Annotated in this window: 21 protein-coding genes; 11 read left to right on the top strand and 10 right to left on the bottom strand. The window is 59.8% G+C overall.

The annotated features are described in order from the left end of the window. Nucleotides 1-12: 12 nt before the first annotated feature. The 4 genes from glgX to RAN89_RS11500 all read right to left on the bottom strand — a co-directional run bounded on the left by glgX (nucleotide 13) and on the right by RAN89_RS11500 (nucleotide 6,076). On the bottom strand, nucleotides 13-2,103 hold the full coding sequence (gene glgX, locus RAN89_RS11515; protein WP_313866441.1) for a glycogen debranching protein GlgX: 2,091 nt from the start codon (nucleotides 2,101-2,103) through the stop codon (nucleotides 13-15). 8 nt (nucleotides 2,104-2,111) lie between these two features. After that, complete coding sequence (glgB, locus tag RAN89_RS11510) at nucleotides 2,112-4,298, bottom strand: 1,4-alpha-glucan branching protein GlgB (protein ID WP_313866440.1); 2,187 nt, start codon at nucleotides 4,296-4,298, stop codon at nucleotides 2,112-2,114. Between the two features lie 190 nt (nucleotides 4,299-4,488). Beyond that, nucleotides 4,489-5,451, bottom strand: a complete 963-nt coding sequence (locus tag RAN89_RS11505) for a TraB/GumN family protein (protein WP_313866439.1) — start codon at nucleotides 5,449-5,451, stop codon at nucleotides 4,489-4,491. Continuing rightward, nucleotides 5,441-6,076, bottom strand: a complete 636-nt coding sequence (locus RAN89_RS11500) for a hypothetical protein (protein ID WP_313866438.1) — start codon at nucleotides 6,074-6,076, stop codon at nucleotides 5,441-5,443. Before RAN89_RS11500 ends, RAN89_RS11505 begins: the two co-directional genes overlap by 11 nt. 139 nt (nucleotides 6,077-6,215) lie before the next feature. On the opposite strand from RAN89_RS11500, the gene yiaA reads away from it, so the two are divergent. After that, nucleotides 6,216-6,650 carry an inner membrane protein YiaA gene (yiaA, locus tag RAN89_RS11495; protein WP_313866437.1) on the top strand — a complete coding sequence of 145 codons (435 nt, stop codon included), beginning with the start codon at nucleotides 6,216-6,218 and terminating at the stop codon, nucleotides 6,648-6,650. A gap of 9 nt (nucleotides 6,651-6,659) precedes the next feature. On the opposite strand, the gene RAN89_RS11490 is transcribed toward yiaA, so the two are convergent. Then, complete coding sequence (locus RAN89_RS11490) at nucleotides 6,660-9,119, bottom strand: YgiQ family radical SAM protein (RefSeq protein WP_313866436.1); 2,460 nt, start codon at nucleotides 9,117-9,119, stop codon at nucleotides 6,660-6,662. Between the two features lie 296 nt (nucleotides 9,120-9,415). Here RAN89_RS11490 and RAN89_RS11485 point away from each other — a divergent pair, with 296 nt between their 5' ends. From RAN89_RS11485 to yihG, 7 genes are all read left to right on the top strand, one after another. Then, on the top strand, nucleotides 9,416-10,261 hold the full coding sequence (locus RAN89_RS11485; protein ID WP_313866435.1) for an ABC transporter substrate-binding protein: 846 nt from the start codon (nucleotides 9,416-9,418) through the stop codon (nucleotides 10,259-10,261). A 69-nt stretch (nucleotides 10,262-10,330) separates the two neighbouring features. Further along, the gene (locus tag RAN89_RS11480) at nucleotides 10,331-11,017 is read left to right on the top strand and encodes an ABC transporter permease (RefSeq protein WP_313866434.1); all 687 of its coding nucleotides are present in this window, start codon (nucleotides 10,331-10,333) and stop codon (nucleotides 11,015-11,017) included. Then, nucleotides 11,014-11,727: an ABC transporter permease gene (locus tag RAN89_RS11475; protein ID WP_087493732.1), complete on the top strand. Its 714-nt coding sequence runs from the start codon at nucleotides 11,014-11,016 to the stop codon at nucleotides 11,725-11,727. Before RAN89_RS11480 ends, RAN89_RS11475 begins: the two co-directional genes overlap by 4 nt. Before the next feature lie 5 nt (nucleotides 11,728-11,732). After that, entirely contained in the window at nucleotides 11,733-12,863 is a 1,131-nt protein-coding gene (locus RAN89_RS11470) for a succinylglutamate desuccinylase/aspartoacylase family protein (RefSeq protein WP_313866433.1), read from the top strand. Between the two features lie 43 nt (nucleotides 12,864-12,906). Beyond that, nucleotides 12,907-13,686, top strand: coding sequence for an ABC transporter ATP-binding protein (locus RAN89_RS11465; protein ID WP_313866432.1), 780 nt, complete (start codon nucleotides 12,907-12,909; stop codon nucleotides 13,684-13,686). Between the two features lie 16 nt (nucleotides 13,687-13,702). Beyond that, a complete protein-coding gene (locus RAN89_RS11460; protein ID WP_313866431.1) occupies nucleotides 13,703-15,787 on the top strand; it encodes a diguanylate cyclase domain-containing protein in 2,085 nt (694 codons plus the stop codon). Between the two features lie 52 nt (nucleotides 15,788-15,839). Continuing rightward, entirely contained in the window at nucleotides 15,840-16,748 is a 909-nt protein-coding gene (yihG, locus tag RAN89_RS11455) for a 1-acylglycerol-3-phosphate O-acyltransferase, YihG family (protein WP_313866430.1), read from the top strand. Between the two features lie 17 nt (nucleotides 16,749-16,765). Here the strand turns inward: yihG and RAN89_RS11450 are convergent, their stop codons facing one another. The 5 genes from RAN89_RS11450 to RAN89_RS11430 all read right to left on the bottom strand — a co-directional run bounded on the left by RAN89_RS11450 (nucleotide 16,766) and on the right by RAN89_RS11430 (nucleotide 20,097). After that, a complete protein-coding gene (locus RAN89_RS11450) occupies nucleotides 16,766-17,269 on the bottom strand; it encodes a DUF4405 domain-containing protein (protein WP_313866429.1) in 504 nt (167 codons plus the stop codon). An 84-nt stretch (nucleotides 17,270-17,353) separates the two neighbouring features. Next, nucleotides 17,354-17,755 (bottom strand): tol-pal system-associated acyl-CoA thioesterase, encoded by a 402-nt coding sequence (gene ybgC, locus RAN89_RS11445; RefSeq protein ID WP_313866428.1) that lies wholly within the window; start codon nucleotides 17,753-17,755, stop codon nucleotides 17,354-17,356. Continuing rightward, complete coding sequence (locus RAN89_RS11440; RefSeq protein WP_313866427.1) at nucleotides 17,752-18,222, bottom strand: SRPBCC family protein; 471 nt, start codon at nucleotides 18,220-18,222, stop codon at nucleotides 17,752-17,754. Before RAN89_RS11440 ends, ybgC begins: the two co-directional genes overlap by 4 nt. A gap of 11 nt (nucleotides 18,223-18,233) precedes the next feature. Next, nucleotides 18,234-18,983: a sulfite exporter TauE/SafE family protein gene (locus tag RAN89_RS11435; RefSeq protein WP_313866426.1), complete on the bottom strand. Its 750-nt coding sequence runs from the start codon at nucleotides 18,981-18,983 to the stop codon at nucleotides 18,234-18,236. Between the two features lie 115 nt (nucleotides 18,984-19,098). Next, nucleotides 19,099-20,097, bottom strand: a complete 999-nt coding sequence (locus RAN89_RS11430) for a Bug family tripartite tricarboxylate transporter substrate binding protein (protein WP_313866425.1) — start codon at nucleotides 20,095-20,097, stop codon at nucleotides 19,099-19,101. Nucleotides 20,098-20,210: 113 nt separating this feature from the next. Here RAN89_RS11430 and RAN89_RS11425 point away from each other — a divergent pair, with 113 nt between their 5' ends. From RAN89_RS11425 to RAN89_RS11415, 3 genes are read left to right on the top strand one after another with little or no spacing between them, the layout of a single operon-like run. Further along, a complete protein-coding gene (locus tag RAN89_RS11425) occupies nucleotides 20,211-20,891 on the top strand; it encodes a response regulator (protein WP_313866424.1) in 681 nt (226 codons plus the stop codon). Continuing rightward, nucleotides 20,857-22,242: a sensor histidine kinase gene (locus RAN89_RS11420; protein WP_313866423.1), complete on the top strand. Its 1,386-nt coding sequence runs from the start codon at nucleotides 20,857-20,859 to the stop codon at nucleotides 22,240-22,242. The genes RAN89_RS11425 and RAN89_RS11420 overlap by 35 nt, the downstream gene beginning before the upstream one ends. Continuing rightward, nucleotides 22,239-23,231 carry a tripartite tricarboxylate transporter substrate binding protein gene (locus tag RAN89_RS11415; protein WP_313866422.1) on the top strand — a complete coding sequence of 331 codons (993 nt, stop codon included), beginning with the start codon at nucleotides 22,239-22,241 and terminating at the stop codon, nucleotides 23,229-23,231. Before RAN89_RS11420 ends, RAN89_RS11415 begins: the two co-directional genes overlap by 4 nt. The last annotated feature ends 10 nt before the right edge of the window (nucleotides 23,232-23,241 follow it).

The raw sequence follows: 23,241 nt of genomic DNA, 5'->3' as shown, positions 1-23,241 counted from the left end.
TTGGGTTTGAATCTAGAAAACAGGCCGCATAGCGCTGAGCAAGACCAGACTATCGGCTTGTACTGTGAATAGGGGACTGACCGTTGAAGCGGGTTCGGCCCCGACACTTTCCGAGGCTGTATCCAGGCAAAGATGCCAATCGCCCGCCGGCAAGGTGAATGCTTGTGCCGAGGCCGATGGGTTGAGCAGCAACAGGACCGCTTCCGAAGTGCCGAGCTGCAATTGAACCGCCAATGGCCCGCCCTGAGGTGCTTCCCAATCGCCAGCTTCCAAGGTGCGACCGTCGGACAATGCCCACATTGCCACCGGGCCGGACCCAGCTTCACCGGCATGGCTGCGCCACCATCCGGTGGCCTGCAAGGCCGGCAGCGCACGGCGTAACGCAATGGCACGGGCGACAAAAGTGCTCAGGTCGTGGCGAGTCGCTTCCCAATTCAGCCAAGTGATGGCGTTGTCCTGGCAATACGCGTTGTTGTTGCCGCCTTGGCTGTGGCCCAGCTCGTCACCCGCCAAAAGCATGGGCGTGCCCAGCGAAAACAGCGTGGCGGCCAACAGAGTGCGGCGGTGGCGTGCACGGGCTTGCACCACTTGCGCATCGTCACTCGCACCCTCCACCCCATGGTTGACACTCAGGTTATGGCCATGGCCATCGCGGTTTCCCTCTCCGTTGGCGTCGTTATGACGATGGCAGTAGCTCACCACATCCATCAGGTTAAAACCGTCATGCGCCGTCACAAAGTTCACGCTGCTGTATGCCGCGCGACGCAATGGACTGAAAGCCTCTGCGGAACCCGCCAGGCGGTTGGCCAATGCACCGCGGTGGGTACTGTGTTGCAGCCAAGCGCTTCGCTGCGTATCGCGGAAACGGTCGTTCCACTCCAGCCAACCCGGTGGAAAAGCACCCACCTGGTAGCCGCCAGGCCCGATGTCCCAAGGCTCAGCCACCATCATGCAATTGCGCAGCGTCGGATCCTGCGCGATCGCCATCAACAACGGGGCATGGGGATTGAAGCGGTAGTCTGTCTCCGCAGTTCCACGGGCCAGGACGGGCGCGAGGTCAAAACGGAAGCCATCCACCCCATAGTCCGTGACCCAGGTGCGCAAGCTGTCCATCACGGTACGCAAGACCACCGGGTGGTTCAGATTGACGCAGTTGCCGCAACCCGTCCAGTTAAGGTAACGGGATGCGTCGCCAGGCTCCAGGTGGTAGTAAGTGCCGTTGTCGATGCCACGCAGACTGAGCAGGGGGCCAAATTCATCGGTCTCCCCCGTGTGGTTGTAGACCACGTCCAGAATCACCTCTATCCCTGCTGCGTGCAAAGCATCGACCATGGCCCGGAACTCGGTGCGGGGAGTGCTGCCGGCGGTGCCGCTCCAATACCGGATTTCCGGCGCGCTCCACGCGATGGGGCTGTAACCCCAGTAGTTGGACAAGCCCAGGCGCTGCAAACGCTCTTCATCGGCACGGAAGGCAACGGGCATCAGACTCACGGTGGTGACGCCCAGCGCCTTCAGATGTGCAATGGCTGCAGGATGCGCCAGGCCCGCATAGCTGCCCCGCAGCGCCTCCGGCACGCCCGTATGCAGCCGGGTGAAGCCTTTGACGTGCATCTCATACATCACACGTTGCTCGGGCCGCACCACGGGCCCGGGATTCACAGTTGGCAGCGGCGCACAAACGCGTGCTTTCAATGCGGTAGCGGCATTGTCCCGGCTATCGGGCAGCTGCCGGCCGCGCGCGGAATCCGGCGTATGCGCCCAGTGAAGGTCCGAACCGTCATAGCGCCCCAGCACCTCGCGGGCATAGGGGTCCAACAGCAACTTGGCCGGATTGAACCGGTGGCCTTGCTCGGGTGCCCATGGCCCATGGACACGAAAGCCGTATACCTGCCCCGCACGCCCGCCGGGTAGCAGGCCGTGCCACACATCGCCTGTTTTGGCGGGCAAGGGCAAGCGCTGCAACTCGGTCAGGCCTGCCTCATCAAAGAGGCACAAGTCCACCGAAGTAGCGTTAGGCGCTGCCAAGGTGAAATTCACCCCCTCCGGCGCGAGGGTGGCGCCCCACTCGGCAGCATTTCCCGGCAACATGCTCGACAAAGACATGGAACGACTCATTCTTCTCCGGGAATGAGCACAAGGCATGCCAGCGGCGGCAAAGTAATGACCAGCGACTGACCCAAGTGATGCGCTGCGACCGGCTCAGTGCTTCGCGCGCCCGAACTCAGGCTGCTGCCGCCATACACACCGTTGTCGGTGTTGATGATTTCGCGCCAGGCCCCTGCCACCGGAACACCGATGCGGTACCCGGGTCGAGGCACGGGTGTGAAGTTACAAACCACCACCACGACCCGACCGTCTTTGGCCCGCCGTTGAAAGGCGATCACGGACTGTGCGGAATCGTCATGGGCAATCCACTCAAAGCCCTCTGGCTGCACATCCTGCTCATGCAACGCAGGGAACGCGCGGTACACGCGGTTCAGATCACGCACCAAACGCTGCACCCCCTGATGCGGCGCTTGTTGCTCCAGATGCCAAGGCAGCTGTGCGCCGTCGGCCCACTCAGTGGGTTGGGCCAACTCGCATCCCATAAACAGCAATTTCTTGCCCGGGTAGGCCCACATGAAACCGTACAGCGCACGCAAATTCGCAAACTTTTGCCATTCGTCCCCCGACATCTTGCCAAGCAAGGACGCCTTGCCATGCACCACTTCGTCGTGTGACAGGGGAAGCACGAAGTTCTCGGTAAACGCGTACATCAACCCGAAGGTGAGTTGGTTCTGGTGGTACTTGCGGTGTACCCCGTCCATGGAGGCGTACTGCAAGGTGTCATGCATCCAGCCCATGTTCCATTTGTAATGAAAGCCCAGGCCACCGCTCTGCAAGTCCGGAGACGGCGGACGGCTCACACCGGGGAACGCTGTGGATTCTTCTGCGAGTGTGATCGCTCCAGGACGCTCGGTACCCACCACATGGTTCATGCGGCGCAAAAATTCGATGGCCTCCAGGTTCTCTCGGCCACCGTGTTTATTGGGAATCCACTGCCCCGCCGCACGGCTGTAGTCCCGGTACAACATGGAAGCCACTGCATCCACCCGCAGACCATCCACCCCGAAACGTTCCAGCCAATACAGCGCATTACTCACCAGAAAGTTGCGCACTTCGGTGCGACCGAAGTTGTAAATCAGGGTGTTCCAATCCTGATGGAAGCCTTCTTTTGGATCTGCGTATTCATAGAGGTGGGTGCCATCAAATTCTGCCAAGCCATGTGCATCACTCGGAAAATGGGCAGGTACCCAATCCAAAATCACACCCAGCCCTGCAGCGTGGGCAGCATCCACAAAATACTTGAAATCCTCGGGCGTCCCAAAACGCGAAGTGGGCGCAAAAAGCCCCAAGGGCTGGTAGCCCCACGATCCGTCAAAGGGGTGCTCACTCACCGGCAAGAGCTCCAAGTGCGTGAAACCCATCTCACGTGCGTAGGGCACCAAGGTATCTGCTAATTCGCGGTAATTCAGCCAGCGCCATCCATCGGCCTTGCGCCAAGAGCCCAAGTGCACTTCATAAATGCTGAGTGGCTGTTGCAGGCCATTCGCGCGGACGCGGTCACTGCCCATGGGCAGGCGGGGCAACAAACCGCAAACCACGCTGGCAGTATCAGGCCGAAGCTGCGCTGAGAACGCAAAAGGGTCCGCCTTGGTCGTGATGGCATCGCGGGCGTTCCATATCTCGAACTTGTAGAGATCACCCTTGCTCACATGCGGAATGAATATCTCCCAAACACCGCACTCCCGTCGCAGCCGCATCGGGTGCCTGCGCCCATCCCACCCATTGAAGGAACCCACCACCGACACACGTTTGGCGTTCGGGGCCCACACGGCAAAGCTGGTGCCGTCGATTCCGCACATTTGGGTGGGATGAGCGCCAAGGCACTCATAGGGGCGCAAATGGGTGCCTTCAGCCAGCAGCCATATATCCATCTCCTGGAGCACGAACGGAAAGCGATAAGGATCCTCGAGGGTGGAGACTCCTGCTTGCAGGTCCTGCCAATGAACTTCTAACCTGTAATCAGGAAAAGATGCTGTGTCAGCCAGCACCAATGAGAAAACATCCGTGCCCTCATGCCGTGCCAATTCACCAAGCACTTCGCCGGATTTGCGATCCACAGCGAGCACCTTGTGTGCCGCAGCAAACAGCGCCGTTATACGCACACCGCCCGCTTCCGTATGGGGCCCGAGAATGCTGAAAGGGTCTGCATGTTGGGCCCGCATCAAGGCACCCAGGTCGTGGTCTGTCAGCATATGTCTCTCACATTCACCCGTGCTCATGGGCAACAGGTTTGTCATTGGTTTAAATCACAGCTTATTCCATAAGTCTGCAAAAAAGAACGCTCCGCTTCAGGTGATTCGTGAAAATCAAAATTTTGTAACCGTTACGACAAAAAGTTACCAACATAGTGATGCCTCGTGAGGGTGCGGTGTGCCTTGCGCATCAGGGTAAACGCTCAATGGCATAGCCCATTCGGGCTAACACGGCCGGCAAGCCCCGTGGACCGGACATGTGGAGACTCCCAACCGCGGCCAAAACTCGCGAACCACTTCGGTGCATTGCATCAATTTGGCGCGCCATGGCCGGGTTTCGCTCGTCCAACAAACGCTGCATTTGTAACTTTTCCATGGGAGTTACCACGCACTCGCACCAGTGCTCGTAGGTATCCAAGCGGCGGACATCGCCGCTCTCCCACATGCTCACCAAATCCAGCAAGCTCTCTCTGGCATGACCGGATTCCAGCTCATTAAGCCCATCGATGAGGATCTGACCTGCCTCTGCATCATCTGCGGCCAAAAGCGCCCGAAGCTGTAACTCCACGGTTTCCAGCGAAACGATTTTCATACCGCGCGCGCGCGCCATCATGGCCAGAAACATTTCTGAACCGAATTGACCATCCAACCCATCCCGGCGCGCGAGGTTCAGGGACAAACCCGCCAGCAACAATTCCGCAGGAACTTGGTCAGCGGACTCGACCGGCATGCACTGCACCTGCAACTGGCGCCCCAGTCGTGCCCGCGCACCCTCCTCCAATTTGCGTTTGGGCGTCTTGGCCAGAGCTTGCCCCATTTGCACAGCCACATCAGGATCCAGCGGGTCCAACTCCAGGGCCAATGTGTTGGTGCTTCTCAGCGCCTGCTCCAATGCAGGCCCAGCGGCCAGCCATGCCTCACGGCCCACATGCAAAGTGCCATAAAGATAGGAGCTGTGCCCGTCCTTGCTCACTCGCCATAGAAAACCCCGGTCGCGGGCCTGCCGCTGGGCCACAGAAAACATTTCGGGAGACAAAGGCTTGGGCTCGGGCGGGCACTCGTTTTCAGCGGCCGCAGTCCACGCCGATAAACCCAGCAGACAGGCACCAAGAACTCGATGCTTGAATGATTGCCAAAAGGTTCTAGCGTTCATGGGCTTTGCGAACCGTTTTGCGCAAGCGCTCAACCATGGCTGCTGTGGCTTCATGGCACATATTCAGACTGACGCGGGTACCGCCATCCCAAAATTGAAAATCCTGCATCCCGGCTGGAGCGACACATGCTGCGGGTTGTGGCACCGCTGCCGCGCTCAATTCCAACAGCTCTTTGCTGAGCTTTTGCATGCGCTGCACCTCAGACACGTAGTTGCGCTCTGTGTGCACGACCTCCAGCATCTCAGGACCCTGCAGCGTACGGACCAAGCGGCAACGGCCGTAATCCCTGGGTAGCACTAACCTGAGAGAAAGTTTCTTGTCGCGGGAGAGCGCCTGCCCATCCACCAGAATGAAGCTGCGCTTGTCCCGATCAAAAACGAAAACTGAATACAGACCGGTTTGCGGATTTTGCGTGACCACATCTACGAATCCGTTTCGCAGGGAGCGCACCTCATCAGGGGCCTTGTAACTCTCCGCTTTCACGACAGGACAGCGCTCGACCAGGCTTTCAAGCGTGCTCGATTCGTATTGCTGGATGGCCTTCGGACTGTTACTGAACTGAATGGGCGCCTGGGCCCAGGCAAAGGCGGGCAACAGCAACGCTATCGTGATTACCCTGATCATTTTTTGGAAAAAGTCCGACATTTATTGAGAGAATGGCGCCGGCACTGCACGTGCAACCAAAAACAATAGCTTAGCGCCATCGGGCAGCCGCACTCCGGTTCGTCGAAGCCAATCCTTTTATTTCGTCACACATCTACCCATGAAAACATCTATCCAGTTTCCACAGTCTTCTTCCGGCGCCTATGTGGGCGCCACTTTCGCGTGCCTGGGCTTGGGCGCCGGTGGTTTTCTGCTCGGCCTGTGGAATGCTGAAATGCAGCTGAACGAAAAAGGCTACTACTTCACCTTGCTGGCCTTTGGCTTGTTCGCCGCCGTGTCGCTGCAAAAATGTGTACGCGACAAGCTGGAAGGAATTCCGGTCTCCGGCGCCTACTATGGCATCTGCTATCTGGCGGTAGGTCTGTCGTTGCTCTTGTTGGGCACCGGTTTGTGGAATGCAACCCTGCTGCTATCCGAGAAGGGCTACTACGCCATGTCCTTCGTGCTCGCCTTGTACAGCGCCGTTACCGTGCAAAAGAATGTGCGAGACAAAAAGGCCATCGCCGCCGGCGACGACGGCGACACCCTGCAGTAACTAGCGAAATCAGCGCGGCTTACGAACCGCCTTGAATGAGGGTTTGGGCGCTCCGGTGTCACGGGGCGGCAAACCGGTGTGCTGGGTCAGGATGCGACCCTTGACCGGCGCTGCGGCTTTTCCGAGTGGCTGCACCCGAGCGGCGGCAGACTTCACCGGAGCCACCGTCGAGTTCTTTTTGCGGGCGCTCTGATATCCACCGTCCACCAGGGGCTGGAAGGTCGGAATCAGGTGGTGCTTGCCATTGCCGATCAGGTCAGCGCGGCCCATCGCCTTGAGCGCCTCGCGCAAGAGTGGCCAGTTGTTGGCGTCGTGGTAGCGCAAAAACGCCTTGTGCAAGCGGCGACGCTTTTCACCCCGCACGATGTCCACCGTTTCCTCTTCACTCTGGGCGGTGCGGTGCACCCGCTTCAGGGTGTTACGACCGGAGTGGTACATGGCCGTAGCGGTGGCCATGGGGCTGGGGTAAAAGGTTTGCACCTGGTCTGCGCGGAAGCCGTTTTTCTTGAGCCAGATGGCCAGATTCATCATGTCCTCATCGCTGGTGCCAGGATGGGCTGCGATGAAATATGGAATCAGGTACTGCTTTTTGCCTGCTTCGGCGCTGAACTTTTCGAACAGCTGCTTGAACTTGTCGTAGCTGCCGATGCCGGGCTTCATCATCTTGGTGAGCGGACCCAGTTCGGTGTGCTCCGGCGCAATCTTCAGATAGCCGCCCACGTGGTGCTGCACCAGTTCTTTCACGTACTCCGGGCTCTTCACCGCGAGGTCGTAACGCAGGCCGGAACCGATCAGGATCTTCTTGATGCCCTTGAGGGCACGGGCGCGGCGGTAGATCTTGATCAGCGGATCGTGGTTGGTCGTCAGGTTCTGGCAGATGCCGGGGTACACGCAGCTGGGCTTGCGGCAAGCTGCTTCAATCTCGGGGCTCTTGCAACCCAGGCGGTACATATTGGCCGTGGGGCCGCCGAGGTCAGAAATCGTGCCGGTGAAGCCTTTGACCTTGTCGCGGATATCTTCCACCTCTTTGATGATGGACTCTTCCGAACGGCTCTGGATGATGCGGCCTTCATGCTCGGTGATGGAGCAGAAGGTGCAGCCGCCGAAGCAGCCACGCATGATGTTCACGCTGAAGCGGATCATCTCCCACGCCGGGATTTTGGTGGCGCCATCATGGCTCCCGTTTTCATCGGCGTAGGTCGGGTGGGGGCTGCGGGCGTAAGGCAGATCAAACACAAAGTCCATTTCCGCCGTGGTCAGCGGAATGGGCGGCGGGTTGATCCATACATCGCGGGCGGTCGCGCCCTCGCCGTGCGCCTGCACCAGCGCGCGGGCGTTACCGGGGTTGGTCTCCAAGTGCAGCACCCGGTTGGCATGTGCGTACAGAATGGGATCGCTCTTGACCTGCTCATAGCTGGGCAGTCGGATCACCGACTTTTCACGCGGCGGCACCTTGAGCTTCGCTTTACCGGACAGCGCGGGGTTCGCGAAAAAGGTCAGAGGCGCAATGACTGCATTGACGTCCGCTTTGGAGTCTTTTTGGGCACTAGCGCCCATGGAATCTGCGCGAGCAGCTCCTGAATTTGTAGCGCCCGCAGCCTCAGCGGCAGCTGCCGTGGCTTTCGCTTCATCTTCCTTGGCGCAGGTGGCGCCATTTTCGGCAGCTAGCTCGCTGGTGGTCATGTAGGGGTTCACATGGGCTTCGACCCGGCCCGGCTCATCCACCGTGGTGGAGGTGATTTCGAACCAACCCTTGCCCGTTTCGTCCTCAGGTCGACGCACAAAAGCGGTGCCCCGCACGTCTGTGATGTTCTCGACCGGCTCCTTCGCAGCCAAGCGGTGGGCAATTTCCACAATCGCGCGCTCGGCATTTCCATAAAGCAGCAAATCGCACTTGGCATCCACCACGATGCTGCGGCGAACCTTGTCGCTCCAGTAATCGTAGTGCGCGATGCGGCGCAGACTGCCTTCGATGCCACCCAACACAATGGGCGTGTCTTTGAAGGCCTCGCGGCAGCGCTGGCTATACACAATGGCCGCCCGGTCCGGGCGCTTGCCGCCCACATCACCCGGCGTGTAGGCATCATCACTGCGTATCTTGCGGTCCGCGGTGTAGCGGTTGATCATGGAATCCATGTTGCCGCTGGTCACCCCCCAGAACAGGTTGGGTTTGCCCAGCGCCTTGAATGCTTCAGCACTGGTCCAGTCCGGCTGGGCGATGATGCCCACGCGGAAGCCTTGTGCCTCCAACATGCGACCAATGACCGCCATACCGAAACTCGGGTGGTCCACATAGGCATCGCCCGTAACGATGATGATGTCGCAGCTGTCCCAGCCCAGCTTGTCCATTTCCGCGCGGCTCATGGGCAGGAAAGGGGCGGTGCCAAAGCGGGACGCCCAGTACTTGCGGTAACTGGAAATCGGCTTGGCGGCGCGCGCGAAGAAGGAGACGTCGACTGGGGCGTTCATAGGAGTCCGGGGGATAACCCGCGAGTGTAAGGTTTTAAGTCCGCCAACGCACTTTTAGGGGCTTAGCAACGGGCACCGCAATTCCGAAATCGCAGGGCCAGTCGCCTCAGAGACTTTTCGCATTCGGAACTTTTTATTACTTTCGACTTCCGAAAACGCCAAAAGCGCATTTTCCACCGGTACAAACCCCCATGCCCTGAGTTGGGGCGGCACCAAATTTGCTGTGCTTAGCCCGTAGAATGATTTTTCTTGTTTTTCAACCGCCGGCACTGTCCGGCAAATCTAAGGACTTTTCCATGAAGAAACTCCTGCTGGCACTGGCAGTCACCTCCGTTTTGGCTGCTTGCGGCAAAAAAGAAGAAGCTGCTCCTGCAGCGCCTGCTGCGCCCGCATCGGCTCCTGCCGCTGCTGCTCCCGCTCCCGAAGCCGGTCCCCTGAAGGTCGCCATCGACCCCACCTACGAGCCGTTCACCTTCAAGTCCGCCGACGGCCAGCCCACCGGCTTTGACGTGGACATCGCCAATGCCCTGTGCGAGCAGATCAAGCGCAAGTGCGAATTCGTGGAACAAGTCTGGGACAGCATGATCCCCGGCCTGAACGCCAAGAAGTACGACGTCATCATTTCCTCCATGTCCATCACGGATGACCGCCTGAAGGAAGTGGACTTCACCGACAAGTACTACAACACCCCCAGCCGTCTCGTGCTGAAAAAGGGCACCAAGTTCACGGACGCAGCTTCCATCAAAGGCAAGAAGATCGGTGTTCTGAAGGGCTCTACCCAAGAGAAATACGCTCTGGGTGACCTGAAGCCTGCTGGCGTGATCGTGAACTCCTACGAAGCACAAGACCAGGTCTACCTGGACATCAAGTCCGGCCGTCTGGACGGTACCGTGGCCGACTACATGGAAGTCACCGGTGGCTTCCTCTCCAAGCCTGAAGGTGCCAAGTACGAGTTGGTCGGCCCTGACTTGAAGCAGCCCCAGTACTTCGGTTACGGCGCCGGCATTGCGCTGCGCAAAGGTGAAGACAAGCTCAAGGGCGAGTTGAACGAGGCCATCAAGGCCATCCGCAGCAATGGCACTTACAAGACCCTGAACGACAAGTACTTTGCCAAGTACAACATCGACGTTTACGGCGAATAAGTCTTGTAAAACCGCATCCAACGGGGCGCATCTCTGCGCCCCGTTGCGTTGATTGCCCCCTCTGCTCCCATGAACTCCTATTACGTCGCCATATTGCAAGGCTCGGTGCTGACCATCGGCGTTTCGCTGTGTGCCTTGCTGGTGTCTATCGTCCTCGGCCTGCTGGGAGCAGCAGCCAAACTGTCAGGACGACCGGTGCTGGTTGCCCTGTCCAGCACCTACACCACCGTCATCCGGGGCGTCCCGGATCTGGTGGTCATGTTGCTGGTGTTTTACGGCGGCACCATCGGAATCAACCACTTGCTGGAACTCTCCGGCAGCAAAAAAACCGTCGATATCAACCCCTTTCTGGCCGGCGTGCTCACGATCGGCTTCATCTACGGCGCCTACATGACCGAGACGTTCCGCGGCGCCATTCTCTCCATCCCCAAGGGCCAAATGGAAGCTGCTTGGGCCTTCGGCATGGGACGCATCCGAGCCTTCATGCGCATTACTGCCCCGCAAATGGTACGCTACGCCCTGCCCGGCTTTACCAACAACTGGCTGGTATTGATCAAATCCACAGCGTTGGTCAGCTTGATAGGTTTGAAGGAGATGACCTATCTCTCCAAGCAGGCCAGCGCGGCCACCCGCTCACCGTTTGAGTTTTTCTTGTTCAGTGCAGCCCTTTTCTTGATTTACACCAGTGTCTCCCTGTTCGTGCTCCGCAAAGTGAATGCGCGTTACAGCCTGGGAACCAAGCGGGGTGAGCTATGAAGTGGCATGTCATCTTCGAGCCGCAGAACCTGCAGCTCTACATCACCGGCATCTACACCACCCTCGGCCTGCTGGCTTCATCGCTGGCGATCGGCGCCGTATTGGCATTGATCTTCGCCCTCGCGCTGACCAGCCGCTGGGCCATTCTGCGTTGGGTGGTGGGCAGCTACACCTATGTCATCCGCGGCACGCCACTGTTGATTCAGGTCTACCTGATCTATTACGGACTCGGCCAGCTGGAATGGATCCAGGCGCGCTGGGACGATGTCTGGCCTTGGACGCACTTCAAGGAGCCCTTCTTCTGCGCCTTGCTGGCATTCAGCCTGAACACGGCCGGCTACACCGCGGAAATGTTGGCCGGCGCGATCCGCGAGACAGCAGCCGGCGAATTGGAAGCTGCGCAGGCTTACGGCATGAGCCGTTTCCAGGCCATGCGCCGCATCGTGCTACCCAGCGCCCTGCGTCGCACCTTGCCCGCGTACAGCAATGAGGTCGTGATGATGCTGCAGAGTACCAGCCTGGCGAGCGCCGTGCCCAGCATGCTGGACGTGACTGCCGCTGCAAGCCGCGTTTACTCAGACTATTACCTTCCCTTCGAGGCCTACATTGCGGCCGCAGCCATCTATTTGGTAGCGTCTTTCTGCCTGATCGGTATTTTCCGCGTGGCTGAAAAGCACTTTCTTGCCTACCTCGCGCCCCGCAAACACTGACCATCATGCAACGCAAAGACCACACGCTGCTTTCCAACAGCTTGGGCAGCCATCGCAGCCTGAGCAGTTTTCATTACGGCCAGGCGGGTGCCCGCCCCAAGGTCTACATCCAGGCCAGCCTGCATGCGGAAGAACTGCCAGGCATGCTGGCGGCATTTCATTTGCGGGCTTTGCTGGACCAAGCGGAGGCCGAAGGCCGGATCAGGGGCGAAGTGATTCTGGTGCCCGTGGCCAACCCCATTGGGCTCGCGCAACGCATAGACCACAAGCCCTTGGGGCGATTTGAGCTCGACAGCTCGGAGAATTTCAATCGCCATTACCCGGACCTTGCCAAGGCCGTGTACGACACCATCAAGCCCCTGATGGGCCCGGACGCGGCCGCCAACGTGACTGCCGTGCGCAAAGCCATGGGCCAGTATCTGGAGCAATGGAAACCGGACACTGAATTGCAAAGCTTGCGCCGCGCGCTTCTCATGCTGTCCCACGACGCCGACCATGTCATCGACCTGCACTGCGATTGCGAAGGGGTGATGCACTTTTATACCGAGGAACCTTGCTGGCCCCAACTGGAGCCCCTGGCGCATTTGCTACAGGCTCAAGCGATCCTGCTGGCCCGCAACTCAGGCAGCGGTCCGTTTGACGAATGCCTCTCCGGCGCCTGGTGGCAGCTGGCAGAGCGTCTGGCCAACGATGGCATCCAAGCACCTCTGCCTCAGGGCTGCAACAGCACCACAGTGGAGCTGCGCGGCGAGTCCGATGTGACGCACGCATGGGCCCAATCGGACGCCCGGGCGGTGTTGGACTTCATGACCCACTGCGGCACCATCTCCGCGGCCAGCCCTGTGCAGATTCCTGCCCCTGCGGCCCAACCCACACCATTAGCGGGCTCTGAGACTCTGCGCACGCCAGTGCCGGGCGTCGTCGCTTATATCGCGGAAGTCGGACAGACACTGTCGACCGGTGACCTGGTTGCTGAAGTCATCAATCCGATCGAGAACACCCGTCACTCCATTCGTGCCGGAGTGCCGGGCATGTTTTATGCGCGCGTCCGAGACCGCTACGCCCATGCCGGTGCCGAAATCGGCAAGATTGCCGGCGCCACCGCCTTCCGAACCGGCGAGTTGCTCGGCGCCTGAGAAACAGCCGTCGCTCCCCTGCCCCAGACAAGCCATACCCACCATGACCGATACCAAGCCCCTCAAACTCCAGGTCGAGAACATCCACAAACGCTTCGGCAGCAACGAAGTGCTGAAAGGGGTGTCCCTGTCTGCCCATGCCGGCGACGTGATCAGTATCATCGGCAGCTCCGGCTCCGGGAAAAGCACCTTCCTGCGCTGCATCAACATGTTGGAAAAGCCTCATCAGGGCCGCATCAACGTGGCAGGCGAAGAATTGGCGCTCGTCGCCGGCCCCACCGGGGAACTGGTAGCCAAAGACCCCAAACAGTTACAGCGCCTGCGTACCAAGCTGGCCATGGTGTTCCAGCATTTCAACCTCTGGGCGCACATGACGGTGCTGGAAAACATCATTGAAGTCCCCGTGCACGTGCTGGGTGTGCCCAAAGACCAAGCCGTTGCCACCGCCCGCAAATACCTGGCCAAAGTAGGACTCTCCGGCGTGGAAGACCGCTACCCGGCCCACATGAGCGGTGGCCAGCAGCAGCGTGTGGCGATTGCGCGCGCCCTGGCGGTGGAGCCGGAGGTGATGCTGTTCGATGAACCTACCAGTGCGCTGGACCCGGAGCTGGTATCCGAAGTACTGCGGGTCATGAAGAGCCTGGCCGAAGAAGGCCGCACCATGGTGGTCGTCACGCACGAAATGGGCTTCGCCCGCGAGGTGTCGAATCACCTCATCTTCCTGCACAAAGGCCTGATCGAAGAGCAAGGGCACCCCTCCCAGGTATTGAGTGCCCCCAAGAGCGAACGCCTCGCCCAGTTTTTGTCAGGCAGCCTGAAGTAACCCAGGCTGTGATGCCATGGTGAGCCCCGAGCGCGATACCTCGACCCTGTTCGAGCACTTGCCTATCGGGGCCTACCGCGTGGCCTTGGACGGCCAACTGTTACAGGTCAATGCGGCGTTTCTTCGGCTGCACCGATGCCAGGATTTTGCGCAGCTCCACAGGCTGTACAAAGAGAGTGGTTTCAACACGTATGTCCAGCCGCAACGGCGCAAGGACTTTGAAGCCGAATTGCGCCAGCAAGGGAAAGTGAAGGACTTTGTATCTGAGCTATTCCGCTTGAGTGATGGCAAGCCCATTTGGGTGCGAGAACATGCCCATGTGATTACCGACAAGGTGGGCAAGTTGCTGGGTGTTGAGGGCACGGTCGAAGACATCACACGAGAACGCAAAGCCCGCTCCGCCCTGCGCAAGAGCGAGGCCATGTTGCGCAATGTGATGCAGACCATCCCAGACCAAATCTGGGTCAAAGACCTCGATGGCGTGTACCTGACCTGCAATGACGCATTCGCATCAGCGCTGGGCATCCAGGTCGAAGACATCATCGGAACGAGGGATGCGCATTGGGTTGAAGAATCGATTGCACAGCGCTTCCTGCTGTCTGACCAATGGGCATTGCAGGCGGGGCGCACGGTCACTTTCGAAGAAAACAACGCCTCCCACATCAACCCGGATGAACAGCTGTTTGAAGTACACAAAACCCCCATGAGAGACGCCCAGGGAAAGGTGATTGGCATTTTGGGGGTGTCACGCAACATACAGGCCCGAAAGGATGCCGAAGCCCTGCTGCGCGACACTACTGAGCAATTGGAACTCGCCATCATGGGCGCCGAACTGGGACGCTGGGACCACGACCTGAGCATGGAACCGGGCTACCGCATGGATGCCAGAGCCTTCAGCATGCTGGGGCGGGCTTCGGACGATGCCACCTTGCCACGCGCATGGAGCCAGTTCGTACACCCCGATGACCTCGCCCCGGTCGCGCAGGCCCTGCACAGCCACCTGAGTGGGCAGAGCACCGCCTATCAGGCTGAATACCGCGCCCTGCATGCCAATGGCAACTGGATCTGGCTGAGCAGCCGTGGCAAGGTCGTCCAGACCCGCAAAGACGGAACGCCCCTGCGCATGGTGGGAACCTTGATGGACATCACTGCGCGCAAACAAGCCGAGGAATCGCTTCTCGCCACGCGCGCAGAGTTACAAGCCACCCTGGACGCCCTGCCCGACCTGTTGTTCGAATTCAGTGCCCAGGGGCATTACAGAGCAGTGCACAGCCAATTCAAAGGTGCCTTGCGTTTGGCACCGGACAAGCTCATAGGCCGCACCCTTCATGAAGTGCTGCCGCGGGATGCCGCAGACGCCTGCATGCGGGCCCTCCGGCAGGCAACGGAAGAGGGTCGCTCCAACGGGGTGCAGTACTGCCTGGACGTAGGCAGCAACCAGAAATGGTTTGAGCTATCTGTAGTACGCAAACCCCGCGTGGGTGACGAGGAACTGCGCTTCATTGCCATTGCGCGTGACATCACCGAACGCAAGGAGGCCGAAGAAGCCATACGCCACCTTGCTTTCCATGACCCGTTGACAGGGTTGCCCAACCGCAGACTCCTGACCGACCGATTGCAAAACGCCATTGCCCAGAGCCAACGCAGCCGGGAACACGGCGCACTCATGTTTCTGGACCTGGACCGCTTCAAGCAGCTGAATGACAGCCGGGGCCACGAAATCGGCGACCAGCTCTTGCAAGAGGTAGCCAGACGCCTTCAACATTGCATCCGGCAGGTGGACACCGTCGCCCGACTGGGCGGGGACGAATTCGTGGTTCTACTGCACAACCTCGGGAGCGAGCCGGATGCAGCGCGCTTGCACACTTCCATGATCGGTTACAAGATTCTGGCCAGCCTGAATGAGCCCTATGTTCTGGGCGATGCACAGCACTCCACGACGCCCAGCATCGGCATCACCTTGTTTGCCGGGAGTCCGACAGAGGCGTCGGAGGTCCTGAAAAAAGCGGATACTGCCATGTATGCAGCCAAGCAACGGGGACGCAACAACGTCTGCTTTTTTGAAGATATTCCACCGATTGCGCCCTCCAAATCTGCGTGAGAAGCTCCTTTTTTCATAGCAATCGTCATAGGCGCAACCCTTAGAGGTCTGTATGCTGAACATCCTCCCCCCTCTCCTGATCGGCGTCATTGCCAGCGCCTTGCTGGTGCTCAACATCTTCTTCTGGGTGCCCGTCCTGCTGGTAATGGCAGCAATCAAGTTGGTGTTGCCGTTCACATGGGTACGCCTGCGTTTGGACCCGGTGATTCTTTCGATCGCAGAGAGCTGGATCAGTTGCAATAGCGGCTGGATGGCGCTGACGCAACGCACAGAGTGGGATGCAAAAGGTCTTGAGGGACTCCAGCCCGACAGCTGGTACATGGTGAGCAGCAATCACCAGAGCTGGGTAGACATTTTTGTTTTGCAACACCTGCTGAACCGGCGTATTCCCTTGCTGAAATTCTTTCTCAAACAGCAGCTGATCTGGGTGCCGGTCATGGGCTTGGCCTGGTGGGCACTGGAGTTTCCCTTCATGCGCAGGCACAGCGAGGCCTATCTGAAGAAGCACCCGGAGATGCGCGGCAAAGACCAGGAAACCACGCGCAAAGCCTGCGAAAAATTTTCACTCGTTCCGACCAGTGTCATGAACTTTTTGGAGGGAACCCGCTTTACACCGGCCAAACACGCCCAACAGCAATCGCCCTACCCCCATTTGCTCAAGCCCAAAGCGGGTGGCCTGGCCCTGGCGCTGCAAGCCATGGGCGACAAGTTTCACAGCATTCTGGATGTGACGATCTACTACCCCGACGGAGTTCCCACCTTCTGGGATTTTTTGTGCGGCCGATTACGGCGAGTGGTAGTGCGCGCCCGCTCCATCGAAGTTCCGGGTGAGCTCATGCAGGAAGACTACGGCCAGGACGCCGCTTTCCGCGCGGCCTTTTCCACCTGGGTCAGCGCGCTGTGGCAGGAGAAAGAAAACACCCTCGCACAACTGCAAAGTGAGTTCCCACCCAAGCCCTGACGTGAACGAGGGGCCGCTTATCTGGCGGGAGCTTCGGCAATAGCAGCCAAGGCCCTCATCTGGGCGCCCAGATCAGAGCCCACCAAATCTTTGACTGACTGAGCAGGGTTTTGCGCCGCAATGCCTTTGGCGGCAAGCCGGGCCGTGACCTCGGACACGTCCAGCTTTGCCAACTGCGCCACGGCACTCAATGGGGCCGCGGCCATCATCTGCACCGGAGCCACAAAAGGCGGCTTGGAGTCACCTCCACCCAACCGGAGAAAACTCAAACCCAGCACAGCTACAAATCCAAAGATGACGGCCTTGCCGGCCACTGTCTTGAAGTAACGTTTGAACGCCATGTTGTTGAGCAGGATGTGCATCACCACAACGATCACAAAAATCCAACTCAACCACTCGTGCGCGAGCTTGTTCAAACCGGAATCGAGGTGAAAAAACATCAACATGCCCGTGACAGACAGCAGCGTGAAGCTGCCGATCACTGCAGGTGTGATCCATGGGCGTTGGGTAGCGATCTTCATTCTAGAAATTTCTCCTTGTTACAGGAGGATTCTCAAAGCCACGGGTAAAAACGCAGTGGCTGCTTCGTAAACCCGCCGTAAACCTCAGGCGCCGGAAATCGCCTGTAGCACCGGTTTGGGAATGCGGCAGGGCTTCAAGGTCGCTGCCTGCACGCAGCCGATACGGATGCGGCCCTCTGCCAGCAGGGTTTCGCCGCGCCAGGCCTGTTGGGTGAATACCATGCTGGCAGCACCCTGCTCTTCGATGCGGACCGTAATGTGCAGCAGGTCATCCAAACGCGCAGAACTCAGATACCGGGTGTGTACCTCTGTCACCACAAACATGGTGCCCGTTTCATCGCGCAAGCGCTGCTGCTCTACACCGGCAGCCCGCAACCACTCGGTGCGGGCGCGTTCAAAAAACTTGAGGTAGTTGGCATAGAAGACGACGCCACCCGCATCGGTGTCTTCCCAATACACCCGTATCGCAAACCGGAAATCCGTCATAGCGTCGCGGCCAGTTCTTCGAGTTGCCGGGTCGCAGCGGCCCAACCCTCATGGAAGCCCATGGCCTCGTGCTGTTGCATATCGGCTTCGGACCAATGCAGGGCGCGGGCCAGGTAGTGCGTGCCTCCGCCCGGAGCATCTGCCAGCGTGATCTCACCCACCATGAAGGCCTTGCCGCTGGGCACCCATGCGCTGACAAAAGCATCGGTAAACACCAATTTGCGGCCGGGCTCTACCTGCAAAAACACACCCGCGTTCGGCATTTGCTCGCCGTTGGGTCCCACCATATGGGTGAAGAAACGCCCCCCTGCATGGAGCTCCATATCGGCATGGCTTACCCCCCAAGGCTTGGGGCAAAACCATTGGCACAGCAGGGCAGGCTCGGTCCAGCACCGCCACACGGCTGCACGCGGGACGGCCAGGCGACGCTCCAGCGTGAGCGCGAATTCGGGGGTATTGCTTGTCATGGATAACTCCTTCAAGGACTCACGAAAACCGCATCCCCGATCAATTTGATCGACACGGCAAACAAACTGACCTGCACGATGCGGTAGAACCACTGGTCTGCCAAGCGACGTGTCAGGTAGGCTCCTGCGACCGCCCCCACCAGCGCAAACGGCACCAGCCAAGCGGCGTAATGCAAGGATGCCGTTGAGTAGGGCCGCAAGTTCTGGTACGGAATGATCTTGGCGGCATTGATCACCGCAAACACAATGGTGGACGTGCCGGCAAACGCCGCCTTGGGCAATTTCTGCGGCAACATGTAGACCTGATAGGGCGGCGCCCCCGCGTGGGAAATAAAGCTGGTAAATCCCGCCAGAGTCCCCCAGAACCAGCCTTTGGCCAGATGCGGTGGCTGCGCAACGCTTGCGTTCTGGTCCCGCAACCAGAGGTTGAGACAGAACCCCACGCCTACCAAGCCAATCATCAGCATGATCGCGCGGTCCGACACCATGGACGCCGTCGCCCAACCGACTCCCACCCCTACGATGCCGGCCGGGATCAAAATCTTCAAATTCGGCCGGCTGAATTCGCGCCGGTACAGCCATACACCAGCCACATCAGAGATCACAAAAATAGGGAGTAACAGCACTGCCGCTTGGACTGGCGACATCGCCATGGACAGGATAGGCACCGCCAACATGCCGACCGCCGGCAAGCCCCCTTTGGACGACCCGACCAGAAAAGCAGCCAGACCCGCCAGCAGAAACAGTGCATCAAACGTCATGCGGAGATCATAGTGGCGCGGCCAGCGGACTACGCGCCCCCTCAAAAAACAAATAAAAAGAGCTGCTAGCGCCCGTGGGATATGCGCGAACAGCTACTTAATTCATAGCGCCTACTCAGCTCAACCCATCCGGCTTGATCTGGGCCCGCTCGATCACGGCTTTCCACCGGACCTTCTCCGCCTTGATAAAAGCATCAAACTCTTTGCCGGTGTTGCCCACTGCCAGCGCGGTCTCTTGCGACAGTTTGTCTTTCACGGCAGATCCTCGTGCAGCCTTGATGGCCTCCAACTCCAGCTTGTCGATGTTCGGCTTAGACCACTTTTTGGGTGCCAGCAAACCGTACCACTGCGTCATCTCAAAGCCCTTGTAGCCCTGCTCGGCCACGGTGGGCACATCAGGCAACTGCGGCAAGCGCTCGGCAGTGCCGGTGGCGATGCAGCGCAGCTTGCCCGCCTTGATGAAGGCCAGCAACGCAGGCGCACCGACAGAGGCCGCTTGCAAACGCCCCGCCATCAAGTCGGTGAGCATGGGGCCCGTACCACGGTAAGGCACATGCAACATGAAGGTACCGCTCACCATCTTGAGGTACTCAAACGCCAGATGCCCTGCACTGCCGTTGCCCGCTGATCCGTAGTTCAACTGACCGGGGCGAGCCTTGGCATAGGCTACAAATTCCTTGATGTTCTGTACCGGCAAATCCGGATGCACCACGTACAAGCTGGGCACCTTGGAGATCAAGGTAATGGGCGCGAAATCGCGGTCAGCGTCATAGGGCAGCTTGGGGAAGATGAACGGATTCACCGCCAAAGTGCCGATGTGCCCCAGGATGAACGAGTGTTCATCGCTGTTGTTGGCCACCTCTTGCATGGCGATGTTGCCGGCTGCGCCGGGCTTGTTCTCAACAAAAACGTTCTGGCCAATGGTTTTTGCCATCTCGCCCGCGATGGCGCGCGCCACAATTTCCGAGCTGCCACCGGGTGCAAACGGCACTACCAGCCGCAAAGGTTTGTTGGGCCAGGTGCCCTGAGCAAATGCAGGCGGCAGCCAGACGCTGCTGGCCGCGGCTGCTCCGGTGGCCAGCCATTGGCGGCGATTCATGGAAATTTCGTTCATCGGGTCTCCTCGTTATGGTGCCTTGGTATTCAATATCCGCTACGGATGATGCAAGGCCCAACCTAACAAGTTCCTATCAATTGGGCTGGGTGAACGGACCCATAATCCGCGCCATGCATATCCTGTTGGCCGAAGACGAACACAGTTTGGGCGAGTGGCTCAGCAAGGCCTTGGAACAATCCGGCCACAAGGTGGACTGGCGCAACGACGGGCGCTTGGTAGAGCTTGCCTTGGGCGACACGGATTACGACGCACTGGTGCTGGACCTGGGCCTCCCGGGCAAGAGCGGCACAGACATCCTGCGCAGCATTCGCAGCCGGGACAACCGCCTGCCGGTGCTGGTGCTCACCGCAAGAGACTCCCTGACAGAACGCGTCAACACCCTGAATCAGGGCGCTGACGACTTCCTGCCCAAACCCTTCGCCCTCGCGGAGCTCGAAGCCCGACTGACGGCTTTGGTGCGCCGAGCCCGCGGGAGCGAGCACCCCCGGTTTGCAGCCGGCCCTCTCAACTTCGATACCGTCACTCGCCAATTTACCTTGCACGGGGCCATGCTGGCACTCTCCCCGCGCGAGCACGCGCTGCTCAAGGCGCTCATCATGCGCAGTGGCGAACCGCTCTCAAGGCAGCAAGTGATGGATCGGATCTTCAGTGACGAATCCGACGTCCTACCCAGCGCCATCGACATGCTGCTGCATCGCCTGCGCAAACGTCTGGAGCACAGCGGCGTCCACATTCACACCTACCGGGGACTGGGCTATGTTCTGGAATCGGATACCCCAAGCCAGCCTTAAAGTCCGCCTGCTCGTGCTCCTGTTGCCGGTGATGGCACTGGTCACGGTGGGGAGCTTGTGGATGACCCGCAGTGAATCTGTGGCAGCCGCCAATGCCGCCTATGACCGCTCGTTGTTGGGTGCCCTCAAAGCGCTGGACCTAAACATTTCCACCGCATCGGGCGGGCTGGCGGTGGAACTGCCCTACCGCCTGTTTGAGTTTTTCCAGCTCACAGCCACGGGCAGCGTGTACTTCCGGGTCGCCACTGCCGATGGGCTGGTGGAAATCGGCAACCCCGATCTTCCTGCCCCACCACGGCCGCTTCTGGCCGGACAACCCCAGTTTTATGACGCCCGCTATTTCGATGAAACGGTCCGCGTGGGCGCCTTCATGCGGCCGCTCTCGCAAGCGGTGGAGAACTCGGGAAGCGCATTTGTCGTCATCCAGGTAGCGGAAAGCACCTCGTCACGGGAGCAATTCACCCGCAGCTTTCTACGCCGCAGTCTGTTGCGGGACGCCGTGTTTCTCGCGGCCATGGTGCTCGCGGTCATCGTCGGTTTGACGCTGGCACTGCGCCCGCTCTCGCGCCTGGCGCGCCAAACCACGGACCGCAGTGCGGACGATTTGCGCCCCCTGCCAGTGCAGGATCTACCCGGTGACATCCGCCCGCTGGTCGATGCCATCAACCAGCAATTGCACCGCACTGAACAGCTGATGGCGGAACAACGCGGCTTTGTGGACGATGCCTCGCACCAGCTGCGCACACCACTGACCGTGCTCCGCGCCCAGCTCGACTACATCCTGCGCGAGAAGGACTCGGCCTCCAAAGCGCTGGCCCTGAATGCGCTCTCTGAGGCGCTGGAGCTCGCCATTCGGGCCACCAACCAACTGCTGGCGCTGGCCCGTAGCGACACCGGCCTCACCCAACGCGAAGTCTTTGACCTGTCTGCCCTGGTGCGCGAGGTGGCTATGGAGCTGATGCCATTGGCACGCGAACGGGGGGTGGATTTTGGTGTCGATGTACCGGAACGGGGCTTGGAGGCAAAGGGAGACCGCAACCTCCTGCGCCAGGCCCTGCTCAACCTGGCGCACAACGGTCTGGAACACGGCCGCGCCAGGGGCACCGTCACCCTGATGGCCAACAGCACAGAGACAGGCTATGAGATCCAGGTCATTGACGACGGCAACGGCATGGCGGCGGACGTACTGGCGCGCGCGGGGGAACGCTTTGTCAAAGGACGGCACAGCAGGGGCTCCGGTTTGGGCATGGCCATTGCGCGGTCTGTGATTGAGGCCCACGGCGGGCAGCTACAGATACGCCCGGTGGAGCCCGGCCCCGGTCTGCACGTCGTGCTAGGGTGGCCACGATGAAACTGCTTTTCAAATCATTGTGCAGCGTGCTGATGATGGTGTGCGCCGCGGCACTTGCAGGCCCCGAAGGCGGGCGCTGTATTGCGCCTGCCAAAGCGGGCGGTGGATTCGACCTCACCTGCCAACTCGCAAGAGACATGTTGGCACAGCCCCACAACAGCCGCCCGCCCTTGGCGGTGGTGTACCAGCCCGGCGGCATAGGCGCGCTGGCCTTTAAAAACACGGTAACTCAACAACCGCCGGACGGGAAAACGGTGGTTGCGTTCTCTTCGGGCTCCTTGCTGAACTTGGCGCAAAACCGGTTCGGCCCCTACAACACCCGCAGCGTGCGTTGGTTGGCGGCTGTGGGGATGGACTATGGCGTGGTGGCGGTGCCGCGCGAGTCGCCTTACAAAAATCTGCCGCAGCTGCTGGAAGCCTTGCGTGACAAACCCGGCAGCATCGTCTTCGGCGCAGGCGGCTCCATCGGCAGCCAGGACTGGATGAAAGCCGCCCTCCTCGCCCGTGCGGCGGGCGTAGGGCACAAGGTGATGCGTTTTGTCGCTTTTGAAGGCGGCGGCGAAGCACTGTCCGCATTGGGCGACAACCATGTTCAGGTGCTGGCGGGCGATGCGGCAGAGGTCGGCCGCCAGGTGGAACAAGGCGTTGCGGTAAGGGTGTTGGCCGTGCTCTCAGAAAAGCGGCTGGCGGGCCGCTGGGCCCATGTGCCCACTGCCAGAGAACAGGGCTTTGACATCGTGTGGCCCATTCTGCGGGGCCTGTACATGGCCCCCGGCGTGTCAGACCGCGACTTCAAGGAATGGACCGACGCCCTGGCCAAGGCCGCCGGCCAACCGGCCACGGCGCGAGCGCTCACCAAAGCCGGAATGAACCCTGCATGGATTACCGGCCGGGCGCTGGACCAACTGGTAGACCAACAGGTGGAGAACTACCGCAAGCTGGCTGCGGACTTCGGTCTGGCGCCACGCACCGGCTCTTTGCAGCCTTAGGCGCCCACCC

The organism is Rhodoferax mekongensis (assembly GCF_032191775.1).
Classification (GTDB): Bacteria; Pseudomonadota; Gammaproteobacteria; order Burkholderiales; family Burkholderiaceae_C; genus Allorhodoferax; species Allorhodoferax mekongensis.
Note: the sequence above shows the minus strand (reverse complement) of the source record. Positions and strands in the feature narration are given on the sequence as shown.